11 protein-coding genes and 1 pseudogene are annotated in these 14,095 nt (G+C 71.5%); 9 read left to right on the top strand and 3 right to left on the bottom strand.

Annotated features, from left to right (window positions below; translation table 11 throughout):
* Positions 1-109: 109 nt before the first annotated feature.
* The 7 genes and pseudogenes from nagA (at position 110) to ptsP (ending at position 6,214) form a co-directional block, all read left to right on the top strand.
* Positions 110-1,264, top strand: coding sequence for an N-acetylglucosamine-6-phosphate deacetylase (gene nagA / locus F8566_RS04450; protein ID WP_151558284.1), 1,155 nt, complete (start codon positions 110-112; stop codon positions 1,262-1,264).
* An 8-nt stretch (positions 1,265-1,272) separates the two neighbouring features.
* Positions 1,273-2,316 (top strand): SIS domain-containing protein, encoded by a 1,044-nt coding sequence (locus F8566_RS04445; protein ID WP_151558282.1) that lies wholly within the window; start codon positions 1,273-1,275, stop codon positions 2,314-2,316.
* A gap of 109 nt (positions 2,317-2,425) precedes the next feature.
* Positions 2,426-2,671, top strand: a pseudogene (locus tag F8566_RS04440) (glucose PTS transporter subunit EIIB); the annotation flags it as partial.
* A 31-nt stretch (positions 2,672-2,702) separates the two neighbouring features.
* Complete coding sequence (locus F8566_RS04435) at positions 2,703-3,152, top strand: PTS sugar transporter subunit IIA (RefSeq protein WP_151558278.1); 450 nt, start codon at positions 2,703-2,705, stop codon at positions 3,150-3,152.
* Complete coding sequence (locus F8566_RS04430) at positions 3,143-3,835, top strand: HAD family hydrolase (protein WP_151558276.1); 693 nt, start codon at positions 3,143-3,145, stop codon at positions 3,833-3,835. Before F8566_RS04435 ends, F8566_RS04430 begins: the two co-directional genes overlap by 10 nt.
* Before the next feature lie 18 nt (positions 3,836-3,853).
* On the top strand, positions 3,854-4,129 hold the full coding sequence (locus tag F8566_RS04425) for an HPr family phosphocarrier protein (RefSeq protein WP_151558274.1): 276 nt from the start codon (positions 3,854-3,856) through the stop codon (positions 4,127-4,129).
* A gap of 387 nt (positions 4,130-4,516) precedes the next feature.
* Positions 4,517-6,214 carry a phosphoenolpyruvate--protein phosphotransferase gene (gene ptsP / locus F8566_RS04420; RefSeq protein WP_151558272.1) on the top strand — a complete coding sequence of 566 codons (1,698 nt, stop codon included), beginning with the start codon at positions 4,517-4,519 and terminating at the stop codon, positions 6,212-6,214.
* A gap of 158 nt (positions 6,215-6,372) precedes the next feature.
* Here ptsP and F8566_RS52180 read toward each other — a convergent pair whose 3' ends face one another.
* The 3 genes from F8566_RS52180 to F8566_RS04405 form a co-directional block, all read right to left on the bottom strand.
* The gene (locus F8566_RS52180; protein WP_151558269.1) at positions 6,373-8,043 is read right to left on the bottom strand and encodes a glycoside hydrolase family 3 protein; all 1,671 of its coding nucleotides are present in this window, start codon (positions 8,041-8,043) and stop codon (positions 6,373-6,375) included.
* A gap of 58 nt (positions 8,044-8,101) precedes the next feature.
* Entirely contained in the window at positions 8,102-10,390 is a 2,289-nt protein-coding gene (locus F8566_RS04410) for a transglycosylase domain-containing protein (RefSeq protein WP_151558267.1), read from the bottom strand.
* A 405-nt stretch (positions 10,391-10,795) separates the two neighbouring features.
* On the bottom strand, positions 10,796-11,932 hold the full coding sequence (locus F8566_RS04405) for an N-acetylglucosamine kinase (protein ID WP_225992873.1): 1,137 nt from the start codon (positions 11,930-11,932) through the stop codon (positions 10,796-10,798).
* Positions 11,933-11,993: 61 nt separating this feature from the next.
* Here F8566_RS04405 and F8566_RS04400 point away from each other — a divergent pair, with 61 nt between their 5' ends.
* Positions 11,994-12,956, top strand: coding sequence for a MurR/RpiR family transcriptional regulator (locus F8566_RS04400; protein WP_225992872.1), 963 nt, complete (start codon positions 11,994-11,996; stop codon positions 12,954-12,956).
* Positions 12,953-13,849 carry an N-acetylmuramic acid 6-phosphate etherase gene (locus tag F8566_RS04395; protein WP_192809511.1) on the top strand — a complete coding sequence of 299 codons (897 nt, stop codon included), beginning with the start codon at positions 12,953-12,955 and terminating at the stop codon, positions 13,847-13,849. Before F8566_RS04400 ends, F8566_RS04395 begins: the two co-directional genes overlap by 4 nt.
* The last annotated feature ends 246 nt before the right edge of the window (positions 13,850-14,095 follow it).

Raw genomic sequence — 14,095 nt, 5'->3', positions numbered from 1 at the left:
TTCGCTCTATCCGATGTGTGGAGTATGGTTCGTACTGGTCTAGTCCGGACTAGACCAGTACGTGCACGACAGCAGAGGGCGGCTCAAGCATCACGGAGAGTACGCATACATGGCATCACTTCTGATCACCGCGAACAGCTTGATCACATCCCCCGCCGATGGTGGTCCTACCCGCGTACTCTCTCCGGGATTCGTCCGCATCGAGAACGGCGTGATCACCGAAGTCGGCGAAGGGCGGCCGACAACGGCCCCTGACCTGGACCTTCGTGACGGCGTGCTCGCCCCCGGGCTGGTCGATCTTCAGGTCAACGGGTTCTTCGGGCACGACATGGCCGACGCCGGCGAGGACGGCTGGCACACCGTCGTGCGCCGCCTGCCCGAGACCGGCGTGACCTCGTTCCTCCCCACGTTCATCACGGCCCCCGTCGACGTCCAGGCCAAGGCCCTGCGGCACGCCATGGAGCTGCTGCCCGGCCTGCCCGCGACCGGCGCCAAGGTCCTCGGCGTCCATCTCGAAGGCCCGTTCCTCTCCGAGAAGCGCAAGGGCGCGCACAACGCCGGCTTCCTCACCGACCCGGCTCCCGGGGCGATCGCGACGCTGCTGGAGACCGGCCTGGTCAAGCTGGTGACCCTGGCCCCCGAGCGGAACGGCGCACCCGAGGCGATCGAGACCCTGACCCGCCACGGCGTGCTGGTCAGCGTCGGCCACAGCGACGCCACCGCCGAGCAGGTCGAACGTGCCGCCGACGCGGGCGCCCGCATGGTCACCCACATCTTCAATGCCCAGAGCGGTATCAACCACCGCGATCCCGGCGTCGCCGTGCAGGCGCTCATCGACCACCGGCTGCACCCCGGCCTCATCGCCGACCTGCACCATGTCGCTCCCGCGGTGTGCAAGCTGGTGTTCCAGGCCGCGCCCGGCCGGGTCGTGCTCGTCACCGACGCCGCCGCGGCCGCCGGGATGCCGCCCGGCACCTACGAGCTGGGCGGCGAACCCATCGAGATGCCCGAGTCCGGCCCGCCGCTGCGCGCCGACGGCACGATCGCCGGTTCCGGCCTGCGCCTGGACGAGGCGGTCGGGAACGCGGTGCGGATCGGCATCGACCTGGTCACCGCCGTGGACGCCGCCACCCGCGTCCCGGCCGACCTCATCGAACGTACGGACCTCGGCCGCATCGCCCCCGGCGCAGCCGCCGATCTGGTCTGGCTCGGGGACGACCTCCGGGCGCGTACGACATGGATCAACGGGCAGAAAGCCTTCTGAGGGGGATCATGAGCACCAGCCGGATGCGGGCTGAGATCGGCGAGCAGCCCGAGGCGCTGCGCCGCACTCTCGAGGCCCTGCTGCCACGGACGGCCGACATCGCACAGCTCGCGCGCGAGACGCGCCAGGTGCTGTTCATCGCGCGCGGTTCGTCCGACAACGCCGCCGTGTACGGGCGGTACCTGGTCGAGTCGCACACCGGGCGCCTCGCCACGCTGGCCGCGCCGTCCATCGCGACCACCTACAAGCGCAAGGTCGATCTGTCCGGTGTGCTCGCCGTGGCGATCAGCCAGTCCGGGAAGACCGAGGAGATCGTCGAGACCCTGGACTGGGCCACCGGCAACGGTGCCCGCACCGTGGCGATCACCAACGGCGCCGGGTCGCCACTCGCGGAGGCCGCCGAGGTCGCGCTCGTGACGGATGCGGGCGACGAGCTCGCGGTGCCGGCCACCAAGACCTACACCACCCAGTTGGCCGCGCTGTCGGTGCTGGGCCTCGGCCTGGGCGCCGACGTCGAGCTGGACGACCTGCGCGCGGTGCCGGACGAGGTGCAGCGGCTCATCGCGATCACCGAGTCGGCTCCGGCGCTGCCCGAGATCGTCGAGGAGCTCGCCCAGGTGCCGGGTGCCGTGGTGTCCGGCCGCGGCATCGCGTTCGGCACCGCGCTGGAGCTGGCCCTCAAGATCAAGGAGGCGTGCTACCTGCACGCCATGGGCCTCTCGTACGCCGACTTGCTGCACGGCCCGATCGCCGTCGTGGACGCGCAGACGCCGGCCCTGCTGGTCGCCGCCGAGGAGGGCCCGACCCTGCCCGGCACCGTCGCACTGGCCCGCCGCGTCACGACCGCCGGGGCTCGCGCGTACGGGATCGGCGGCGGAAAGGGGCTCGCCGAGTCGTCCTCGCTCGCCCTGCCCGGCCCCGCGCTGGCCGAGTGGGTCGCGCCGCTCGGCCTCATCGTGCCCGGCCAGATCCTGGTCGAGAACCTGGCCCGCCGGCTCGGCATCGACCCCGACGTGCCACGCGGGCTCAACAAGGTCACCCAGACCGACTGATTCCGACCGCCGACCCGACTGACCCCGACCGCCACACCCCATCGCACGGTGACCACCACGCCCCGGGCATAGTGACCGTCGAACCCCACCACACAGGACTGACCGAAAGCAGGAACTGATCATGGACAAGGCCGAGGCCATCATCGCGGCGCTGGGCGGCGCCGACAACATCGAAGAGATCGAGCCCTGCGCCACCCGGCTGCGCACCGAGGTCTCGGACCCGGGCAAGGTCGACGAGGCCGCGCTGAAGGCCGCCGGCGCCTTCGGTGTCATGCGCAGCGGCAGGGTCGTCCAGGTCGTCGTGGGCCCCGAGGCCGACACCATCGCCAGCGACATCGAGGACATTCTCGACTGACGCCCGGCCGGGCAGGACAAGGAGTGTTCTCATGACGCGAGTTCTGGCGCCCGTGAGCGGGCGCGTCGTCGGCCTTGCCGGCGTGCCGGACCCGGTGTTCGCCCAGGCCATGGTGGGGCCGGGCACCGCGGTCGATCCCGAGCGCGCGCCCGGGCACGCGCTCGCCCCGGTCACCGGCACGATCGTCAAGCTGCACCCGCACGCGTACGTCGTCGTCGACGGCGAGGGCCACGGCGTGCTGGTGCACCTGGGCATCGACACCGTCCAGCTCAAGGGCGAGGGCTTCGAGCTGCTGGCCGCCGAGGGCGACGCGGTGACCGCCGGCCAGCCGCTCGTCGGCTGGAATCCCGCCGCGATCGAGGCGGGCGGGCGCTCGCCGATCTGTGCGGTGGTGGCGCTGGACGCGAACGCGGACGCGCTGTCCGACGTGGTCGAGTCCGGTGAGGTCGACAAGGGGGCCGAGCTCTTCACATGGAGTTGAGGGCCGCCGGTTCCGCCGACCACGACCGTACGGACCTGAAGGCGGCCGTCTTCGACCTCGACGGGACGCTGATCGACACCGAGCCGCGCAACCGCGAGATGTGGGCACGGATGTTCGCCGCCAACGGCATCCCCCACGACGAGGCGCTGATCGCCTCATTCGCCGGGCGGCGCGGCCGGGAGGTGCTCGCCGAGCTGCTGCACCTTTTCCCGGGGCGCACCGTCGAGGACCTGTTCCACGAGGTCGTCTCGTACGAGACGGGGCCGGACATGCCGCCGGTCCAGCCGGTGCCGGGCGCGGTCGAGCTCGTCCGGGCGCTGCACGCCGGGGGTGTACCTCTGGCGGTGGTGACCTCGGGGGTACGGCGGTACGCGGAGGGCCTGCTGGACGAGCTCGGCATCAAGGGCCTGCTGGACGTGCTGGTCACGGCCGACGACGTGGCCAACGGGAAACCCGACCCCGAGGGTTTCCTGGCGGCCTGCGACGCCCTCGATGTGGCGCCGCGGGACGCTCTTGGGTTCGAGGACGCTCCCGCCGGGGTGGCCGCGGTGAAGGCCGCGGGTATGACCTGCGTGGGGATAACCACCACCCAGCCCGCGGCCGCCCTCGCCGCGGCCGACCGGGTGGTGGCGGACATGACCGAAGTCGATCTCCGTGTCTGGGGTCTCCCGGGCACGGGGTGAATATGAGGAGTTGTTTCAGTGACACAGCGTAATGTCAAGATCGAATCCAAGGTGGGACTGCACGCCCGTCCTGCCGCGATGTTCGTCCAGACCGCCGCCAGGGCCGCCGGCGACGTCACGGTGGCCAAGCGCGGCGGCGGTGATCCGGTCAACGCCAAGAGCATCCTGTCGGTGCTCGGCCTGGACGCCCGCCATGGCGAGGAGATCGTCATCTCCGCCGACGGTGACGGCGCAGACGCCCTCCTGGACGAACTCGAAGCCCTTCTTTCCAAGCCCGAGCCCGAGCAGGCCTGATCATCCCCCTTCCGTCGGGCGGGCAGCTCCCTGACCCGCCCTAGCCAGCTCTGACCAGCCCTGACCAGGTTTGAGTCAGCCCGAAGGGCCCGGCCTGGCCCCGAACAGGGCTGGCTTGACCGGGCCTGGTCGGGTCAGAGTTGGCCTAACCAGACTTGAGTTTCATCCCCGACACGACCTACGCCCGAGCCCGTCTGAGCTCCGGTCCCTGACCCCAGCCACGTCCGAGCAGGCACAGGCCATACCTGAGCAGTCTTGGGTGCTACCTGAGCGGGCTCGGGCCCTACCTGAGCAGACTCGGGCCCAGCCATCCCTGCCTGAGAGCAAGCCTGACCAGGCATTGAACGTCGTCCTGAACCTGAATTCGATCGCCGGAAGGTGCGCGAGATGAGTCCCAGCGTGTTGCGGGGAGCCGGAGTCAGCCCGGGTGTCGGTGTCGGGCCTGTACGCGCCATCGCGGGCGCGGTGCCCGAGCCTGAACGGGATTCCCGCCATGCGGGGGACGCGGTGGCGGAGACCGAACGGGCCCTCGGCGCTCTCGCCGCCGTGGCCGCGGACCTGGAGTCGCGCGGCGTCCGCGCCGCCGACGCCGGCAACAAGGAGGGTCAGGACGTGCTCAACGCCCAGGCCCTGATGGCTCGCGACCCCGGCCTTGCCGACGGCGTCCAGGCCAAGATCGGCGAGGGCGTCGGGGCGGCCCGTGCGGTCTTCGAGGCGTTCGGCGTCTACCGGGAGCTGCTGGCCGGTGCCGGCGAGTACATGGCCGCCCGGGTGACCGACCTCGACGACATCCGGGACCGTACGATCGCGCGCCTGCTGGGCCTCCCCATGCCGGGCGTACCGGAGTCGGCAGAGCCGTTCGTTCTTGTCGCCCGGGACCTGGCGCCCGCCGACACCGCCGTGCTCGACCCCCAGCTGGTCGTCGCGTTCGTCACCGAGGAGGGCGGCCCGACCAGCCACACGGCGATCATCGCCCGCACGATGGGCGTCCCCGCCGTGGTCGCCCTGCCCGGCGCCACCGGCCTCGCCGACGGCACCCGCGTCCTCGTGGACGGAGCCGCAGGCACCGTTCAGGTCGACCCGACCGAGACCGAGGTCGCGGCCGCCCTGGCCGCGGCGGCGGCCCAGGCGGCGGCGCTCGGCAAAGCCACCGGTCCGGGCGCCACGAAGGACGGCCACCGGGTCCCGCTGCTGGCCAACATCGGCGGGCCCCAGGACGTCGAGGCCGCCCTGGCCAACGGCGCCGAGGGTGTGGGCCTCTACCGGACGGAGTTCCTTTTCCTCGACCGTTCGACGCCGCCCACCGACGACGAGCAGGAAGAGGCCTATCGCAAGGTCCTCGAAGCGTTCCCGGACGGCCGCGTGGTCGTGCGCACGCTCGACGCCGGCGCCGACAAGCCCCTGGCGTTCCTCCCGCCTCCCGGTGAGGAGCCCAACCCGGCCCTCGGCGAACGCGGCCTGCGCATGATGCGCCACCACCCTGGCTTCCAGGCGGCCCAGCTCGGTGCCCTCGCCCGGGCCGCCGCGGGCCAGTCCGCCAAGCTGGAGGTCATGGCGCCGATGGTGACCGACGCGGAGGAGGCCGCCTACTTCGCCCAGGCCTGCCGCGACGCCGGGATCGACCACCCCGGCATCATGATCGAGGTGCCCGCCGCCGCCCTGCGCGCCCGCGATCTGGCGCCCGAGGTGGAGTTCTTCAGCCTCGGCACCAACGACCTCACGCAGTACGCCTGCGCCGCCGACCGCCAGATCGGCGGCCTCTCGCACCTGCAGGACCCTTGGCAGCCCGCCGTGCTCGACCTCATGGCGATCACCGCCGCGGCCGCCGCCGAGGCGGGCAAGAGCTGCGGCGTCTGCGGCGAGGCCGGGGGAGACCCCGCCCTGGCCTGCGTGCTCACCGGCCTGGGCGTCACGTCCCTGTCGATGAGCGCTCCGTCCCTGCCGCTCGTACGAGCCGCCCTCGCCCGGCACACCCTGGCTGAATGCCGCCAGGCCGCCGAGGCCGCCCGCGCCGCCCGTACCGCCCAGGCCGCCCGCGCCGCAGCCCGGATCCACCTGCCCGCCCTGGCCGAGCTGGGCCTGTAGGACACACTCTGGCCCGACCGGCGGTGAGGCGCCCCTGCGAAGGCCGCCTCACCGCCGTCACCGAGGATGCCGCGCCGCCGCTGCGGGCTCAGTAAGTGCTGGGGCCTCAGTAGGTGCTGGGGCTCAGTAAGTGCTCGGGCTCAGTAGGGGCTGTGGGCTCAGTAGGTCAGGCCGGTGCCTGGGGGTTTGCCGGCGGCGGGGACAGGGAGTTTGCCGGTCGGTTTGATCGTGCCTGCCAGAGCCTTGGCGAGGGCGTTGAGGGCGGGCGAGCCCGAGGAGTAGGTCGCCAGGGCGGCCTTGGCCTGGCCGGCCTTGTCCAGGTCGTACGGGCGGCCGAGCGCGGCGACGATCACCGGCTTGGAGGCGAGGGTGCGGACCCTTGCGGCGGTGGTGGCGGCGCCAGAGTCGAGGGTCGTGAGAACGGCGGCGCCGGCGGCGTTGACCGAGCCGACGGTGCGGACGCCCTCGCGGCGCAGGGCGGCGGCCAGGACGCCGCTCTGGGGGCCTGACACGTAGACGGGCCTGCGCTTGAGCGGCAGCACGCCGCCCTCGTTCCGGATGAGCGTGACCGCGTGCTCGGCGACCTGCCGGACCGTGGCCTTGTTGCCCTTGGAGCCGACGACCTGGTCGGCGCGGCCGGGGTCGACACGGGTGCCGCGGAACAGGCCACGCCGCTCCTTGAGCTGCAGGATGCGCGTCACCGCCTCATTCAGGCGCCGCTCGGAGATCCTGCCGTCGCGCACGGCCTTCAGCACGGCGTCGTAGGCGCGCGGCAGGCTCGGCGGCATGAGGAGCTGGTCGGCGCTGGCGTTGATCGCCCGTACGGGGACCACCGAGTCGCCGTACTTCTTGCGCGCGCCCGCCATCAGGAGGGAGTCGGTGACGACGACGCCCTTGTAGCCGAGGGAGTCTCGGAGCAGCCCGGTCAGGACCTTGCGCGAGAGCGTCGAGGGGTCGCCGGAGCCGTCCAGCTTCGGCACCACGATGTGCGCGGACATGATGGCGTCCACGTCGCCGGCGACCGCGGCCTTGAACGGCGGCGCGTCCAGCCGCTCCCATTCCGCCCGCGAGTGCTTGATCACCGGCAGGCCCGTGTGGCTGTCGGTGTCGGTGTCGCCGTGCCCGGGGAAGTGCTTGGCGGTGGCGGCGACTCCGGCCGCCTGGTAACCCGCGATGGCGGCCCGGAGCATCTGCGACACCAGCGCCGGATCCGAGCCGAAGGACCGTACGCCGATCACCGGATTGGCCGGGTTGACGTTGACGTCGGCCACCGGCGCGTAGTTCTGGTTGATCCCGACCGCGCGCAGCTCCGTGCCCGTGACCTGGGCGGCCGCCTGGGCGTCGGCGGGGCGGCGGGTCGCGCCGAGCGCCATGTTGCCGGGGAACGCGGTGATGAACGGGGTGCGCGAGACGATGCCCTGCTCCTCGTCCACGCCGAGCAGCAGCGGGACCTTGGAGGACTTCTGCAGGGCGTTGGACTGCGCCGCCGTCTGCGCCGGGGTGCGCATGTTGCCGGGGAAGTAGATGAGCCCGCCGACCTTGTAGCGCTTGATCATCGACTGTGCGGCGGCCTGGGTGGAGAACGTCGGCACGAAGAGCTGGCCGACCTTCTCGGGCAGGCTCATGCCGGCGACGAAGCCGGGGATCCAGGAGGCCTGCGGGCGGGCGGGGGCCGCCGACCCGCCCGTCGCCCCGCCCGTGGCGCCGCCGGTCGCCCGGTCACCGCCCGGCGAGCCCTCCTTCGCGGGGTCGCCGCCGCAGCCCGCGAAGAGCGGCACGGCAAGCGCCGCCGCGGCCACTGCGATGGCGGATGAACGTGGAGCTCGCACTGGACCAGGCTCCCCGACGTGGTCGCTCGTTACGGTCTTGTGATCTGACCTCGCGACGTTAGCCGTTCCGGAGCCGCGTGTCGACTCGCGTCGGCGTCGGGCGAGCGGACGGCCGTGTCGCACCACGGGGCGGCGTTGTCGCACTGCCGAGCGGTGACGTTCCACGGCCGACCTGTGCCTTCAGGCAGGCGGGCGCCTTGCGGTTGGCGGGCAGGCTGCACCATTGTGCGAGTTCGGCCGGGTTGTCGGGCGACGGCTGCGCCCAGTTCCTGACCTGACCGGTGAAGGCCGGTTCGGCGTGCGGCTCGAACGTCAGATCGCGGCCCGCCTTGGCCATGAACGCCCGCCAGATCATCGCCGGAGTGGTCTCCCCGGAGACCGTGCCGCGCTGCTTGTACAGGCCCTTCAGCGGCGCGCCCTTGGTGTCGGTCATCATCACCGCGGTCGACAGCTGCGGGATGAAGCCGACGAACCAGGCGGCGCGGTTGCGGTCGGTGGTGCCCGTCTTGCCCGCCGCCTCGTGGTCGGTGAGCGCTGCGCGGCGTCCGGTTCCCTTCTGGACGGTCTGGCGGAGTGAATAGGTCACCTGGGCCGCCTGCTCCGTGGTCAGCACGCGGCGTCCGGGGCGGCGCCACGGCAGCGGGATCTCCCGGCCCCACGCGTCGACGATCTTCGTGATGACATGGGGCCGGACGGCGAGGCCGCCGTTGGCGAACGCCGCGTACCCGGCCGCCTGGTCCGCCGCCGGGATGGTGGCGGTGCCCAGCGTGATGCCGGCCTGGTTCTTGAACGGGGCGAGCGCGGCCGCCGGGACGCCGAGGTCGGTGGCCGTCCGCGCGACGTTGTCCAGCCCGGCCTCGAAGCCCAGCTTGACGTAGCCGGTGTTGACCGACTGCGCGGTCGCCTCGACGAGGTCGACCGGGCCGAGCGAGCCGATCTTCTCGTCGTTCTCCACCAGATAGCCGGGCGCGGTCATCGGAGTCAGCTGCCCGTCCGGCGCGAACTTCTGCGGGGACCTGCCGTTCACGATCGACCGGGCGCTGTAGCCGCGCCGCAGCGCCGCTGCCAGCACGTACGGCTTGAAGGTCGAGCCGGCCTGCGCCACCGGGTTGAAGACACTGTCGTACTGGCTGCGCTTCGGATCGCCGCCGTAGAACGCCTTCACGGCGCCGTCCCGCGGATCGACCGCGATCAGCCCGGCGCGGACGGTGCCGGGCCAGCGGGGCTCCCCGGCGGCCTTCATCGCCTGTTCCGCGTACCGCATCCAGCGCTGGTCGAGGCTCGTATAGATCTTCAGCTTCCCGTTCACCACGCTCTGGATCGGCACGTCGAGCTCGCGCAGTTCGTCCAGGACCCGCTGCCGGACGAGCAGCGTCTGCCCGGAGACGTCCACGCCCCGCCACTCGTCCCGGGTCTGCGGGAACCGCTCCCGATCGGCCTGGGCGCGGCTCAGCTTGCCCAACGTCACCATTCCGTTGATCACGTACTGCCATCTGGCTCGCAGGGCGCGCGCCGGCGGGGTGTCGCCCTGGGTGTGGAAGTACATGGGGCGCTGGATCATCGCGGCGAGCAGGGCGCCCTCGGCCACGGTCAGCTGCCAGACGTCCTTGTCGAAGTACGCGCGAGCCGCGGCCTGGATCCCAGAGGTCTGGCGGCCGAAGAAGACGGTGTTGAGATAGAGCGTCAGGATCTCCTTCTTGCTCCGGTGCTCGTCCAGCTTGAGCGCGACGAAGATCTCCTTGAACTTCCGGTCAAAGCTGCGTTTTTGGCTGAGCCCCTTGAAGTAGTTGCGGGCCAGCTGCTGGGTGATCGTGGAGCCGCCCTGGGTCTCGCCGCCGGACGCGCCCTTCACCAGGGCCCGGGCCATCCCCATGGGCGAGACGCCGTGGCCGCTGTAGAAGCCGCGATCCTCGGCCGCGATGACGGCCCAGCGCACGTGCTCCGGGATCTGCTCATGGCGGACCACTTCACGGTTGGCTCCCAGCCGGAACGCGGGCGTACGGCCGTCGGCGTAGTAGACCGCCGAGCCCTCGTCGGTCACCCCGTCCTGGGGCTCCGTGGGCAGCGGTGTCCGGATGTACGTGACGACGACCGCGCCGATCAGCACGAGACAGAAGGCGAGGCAGGCGGCCAGGAAGCCGCGTATGCCGCGCAGCATCCTCGGCCGTTTGGCCCAGAGCACGGCCGGACGGCGGAAGACTCGGCTGAGAACTCGGCGGGGGGCCCGGCGGGAGCCCCGGCCCGATCCCCGGCGGGACCTCTGGCCGGAGATGGAGGTCCGGGAAAGGCGCCGGAGGAACGAGCGGGTGGGCACCAGGCGATGGCGGGACGGCGTTCGGCGACGCATGCAGCCTCATTCGACGTGGGTGTACGGAATCGGCCGTCACCCGGCTGTCTGGGGCGCGTCGAGGGTCCTCACGGCATGACGAGAGGACACACTGAGGCCCGCCGCGAAAAAGGGTCGCGGAGGAGACCGGCCGGGCAACGCTGCGGAGAAACGCAGCCAAATATCGGTACATGCCACGTCTGTGGCCGGTGGTACCACCGGGGCCGGATCCGCGAAGGCGCATCGGCCCGGCGGAGTTCGCTCCACCTTTGATCACAGCTTAGTCACGGCGAAGCGGGATTTTCAGCGTCATGCCGAAATTGGTGATCTTGAGCACATGACGCGCCGGATCTGCCTCGGGTCTGCCGCAGGCCAGGGCGGTCCATGGCGGATCTGTGTCGGATCCGCCGCAGACCAATGGCGGGACTACGGCAGAGCGTGGCCGAGGCGGCGCAAGGCCAGGGCGGCGGCGCCCACGGCACCGTCGCCGGCCCGCCGCGGATCGGCGGCGAACCGGTCGCGCAGCCCGTCGCGGACGGCCTCGGCCACCGGGCCGTCGCGCAGCACCGAGCCGTGCATGACGACCGGGGCGTACGGATCGGCCAGCGCCGGCCGGACGGCGTCGACGTCGCGCAGCAACCACTGGGCGGCCTCCTCGGTGATCCGCCGGGCCACCGGATCACCCGCGGCCGCGGCGGCCGCGACGACCGGGCCGAGACGGCCCAGCGCGGCGGGCGGGCGGCCGTACACCTCCTTGATGATCGCCTGGGCTAGGTGCGGGTTCGGCGTCGCCTGGGCGGGCGGCGGGAGATCGTGCTCCGGATCGAGCGTCACCGCCACCGCCCCGGGCGGGGCGGGTCTGGGGACGGTCGCCGGAGTGCTCCTGGGTGCGGGTCTGGAGGCGAGAGCGGGTGCGCCGGCCAGCGCCAGGGGCCGTTCGTGCCGTGGCCGCGGACGACTGGAGTTGATCTCCGTGACGACGGCCGCGCCGAGCAGCGCGCGGGGCACCGACTCGGTGAGCAGGGTCGGTGACCCCCGTCCGTCGTAGGCCGCCAGAGCGGCCCGGACCGCCTCCCGGCCCAGCCACACGGCCGAGCCCTCGTCGCCGACCAGCCAGCCGTAGCCGTCGGCGCGCTGCACGATCGCGCCGTCGCTGATCACCGCGGCCCCGGCACCGGTACCGGAGAACACCACGATGCCCTTCGGTGCGCTGGTGCCGGCGGCGAAGGCCACCGCGATGTCGGTCACGACGGCGGGCGAGCCGCGCAGCCCGACGGCCTGCCAGGCGCGCCGCGCCGCGCTGACGGCGGCGGGGCGGCCGGCCGACCCGGCCCCGGCGATCCCGAAGACGCCGGCGAGGATGTGAGAACGATCCAGGTCACCAAGCGCCGTCTGGAGAGCGGTGGTGAGCGCACCCGCGGTATCGCCGCCGGAGTTGGGGTTGGCTCCAGGACCGGTTCCGGAACCGGCCAGGGCGCCCCCGAGCGTTAGTACGACACAGCGGGTCTTCGTGCCACCCGCGTCTATGCCGATCACGTAAGGACCGGCCAAATGGGTCAACACATGGCGACCGTAGCCCTTTCTACCGTTGACGTGACATCCGACAAGTAAGAAAATTTCTTCCATGAGGAAACCCACCGGCTCAGAGCCAGGGGGCATAGGGGAGACCAGAGCATCCGGGGTCGACGCGGCGGTCAAGGAGACGACGCCGCTGAGCACCGTGGTCAGGGTGCGTTCACTGCTTCCATCGCTTCCCCCCGCAGAGCGCCGCGTCGCGCAACGCGTCATCGACGATCCCGAAGGGGTCGCCAACTCCACCATCACCGAACTCGCCCAAACCTGTGGCACCTCAGAGACCACTGTCATCAGGTTCTGCCGGGCGATCGGGTTTCATGGATACCCAGAGCTGCGGTTGACCCTGGCGACGGAGGCGGGGAGGGCACAGAGCGCCTCCGGCGGCCGGGTCATCGGCAGCGACATCAGTCCTGACGACTCTCTCGAACAGATCGTGGAGAAGGTGACCTTCGCCGACGCCCGGGCCGTCGAGGAGACCGCGGCCCAACTCGACATCAAGGTGCTCGAGCAGGTCGTCGACGCGGTCGTGGGCGCGGAACGCGTCGACGTCTACGGCGTCGGTGCCAGCGCCTTCGTCGCCAAGGACTTCCAGCAGAAGATGCATCGCATCGGAAGAGTCTGCTACGCCTGGTCGGACGCCCACATCATGCTGACCAGCGCCGCGGTGCTGGGCAGCGGGGACGTCGCGATCGGGATCTCGCACACGGGCGCGACGGTGGAGACCATCGACGCGCTGGAGGTAGCCAAGAGCAAGGGGGTGACGACGGTAGCCCTGACCAATTTCCCCAAGTCCCCGATAGCCGAAGTAGCCGATCTGATTCTGACGACGGCGGCGCGGGAGACCACGTTCCGATCGGGCGCGACCGCCAGCCGGCTGGCGCAGTTGACCGTGGTCGACTGCGTCTTCGTCGGGGTGGCGCAGCGGACGTTCGGGCAGACCCGCAAGGCCCTGGAGGCCACGTACGAGGCGGTCCGTGGGCGGACCGTGCGACCCGACCGGAGGCGTCGGTGATCGACTTGGAACTCCCCACAGAGGGGCGGAACCCACGGACCATTGACGTCGACACGCTGCCCACCCTCGAGGTGCTGCGCCGCATCAACACCGAGGACGCCACGGTCCACCTGGTGGTGGCGGACGTGCTGCCAGAGCTGGCACGGCTGGTGGACCTCGCGGTGGACTCCCTGCGGGCGGGCGGCAGAGTGCACTACTTCGGCGCCGGAACGTCCGGACGGCTGGCCGCGCTCGACGCGGCGGAGCTTCCCCCGACGTTCGGCATCTGGGGCCGGGTCGTCGCACACCACGCGGGCGGACCGCGCGCACTGTCCCAGGCGGTCTCGGAGGTCGAGGACGACCACGAGCAGGGCGCCCGGGACGCCGCCGAGGTCCAGCCCGGCGATGTCGCCATCGGCATCGCCGCGAGCGGCCGCACTCCCTACGTCGTCGGCGCCCTGCGCGCCGCCACGGCCGCCGGGGCGCACACGGCGCTCATCAGCTGCAATCCCCACACACCGTACGGCGACGAGGTCGATGTGCACATCGGGCTGGCCACCGGACCCGAGGTGATCAGCGGCTCCACCCGGATGAAGGCGGGCACCGCCACCAAACTGGTGCTGAACTCCTTCTCCACCACCTTGATGATCAGGCTGGGTAGGACCTACTCCAACCTGATGGTCAGCGTGAACGCGCTCAATGCCAAGCTCCGCGCCCGGCTGGTGCGCATTCTCACCGAGGCGACCGGACTGGACGCCCTCACCTGTGAGAACGCGCTCGCCGAGGCCGGGGGCGACACCCGCGTCGCCCTGGTCTCGCTCCTGGGCGAGGTCCCGGCCGCGCGCGCCACAGTCGCGTTGGAGGAGTCCCACGGAGGAGTACGAGAGGCGCTACAGCGTCTGAGATCCGCGTAGCCCCGCCTGGTCAGCGCGCGCTCGCGCGCGTGCCGGCTGAGGCGCTGCTCCGCGTTCCCTGATCCGAACGTCCCTCGATGATCCGAACCGTCCCTCGACCCGAACGCTCCCGAATCCGAACGCTCCCGACCTGAGGTCCACAGTCCGGTGATCATGTGATCGGCATCCCTCCGCCGATTGCATGATCAAACCGGGCGTCCGGATCGGACCAGATGGCCAACCTGGCAGAACGCCGTCTGGCAGAAC

Origin of the sequence: Actinomadura rudentiformis (genome assembly GCF_008923185.1) — a bacterium.
In the GTDB taxonomy this organism is placed as follows: domain Bacteria; phylum Actinomycetota; class Actinomycetes; order Streptosporangiales; family Streptosporangiaceae; genus Spirillospora; species Spirillospora rudentiformis.
The sequence above is the reverse complement of the archived record's forward strand: the minus strand, read 5'-3'. Positions and strand labels throughout refer to the sequence as shown.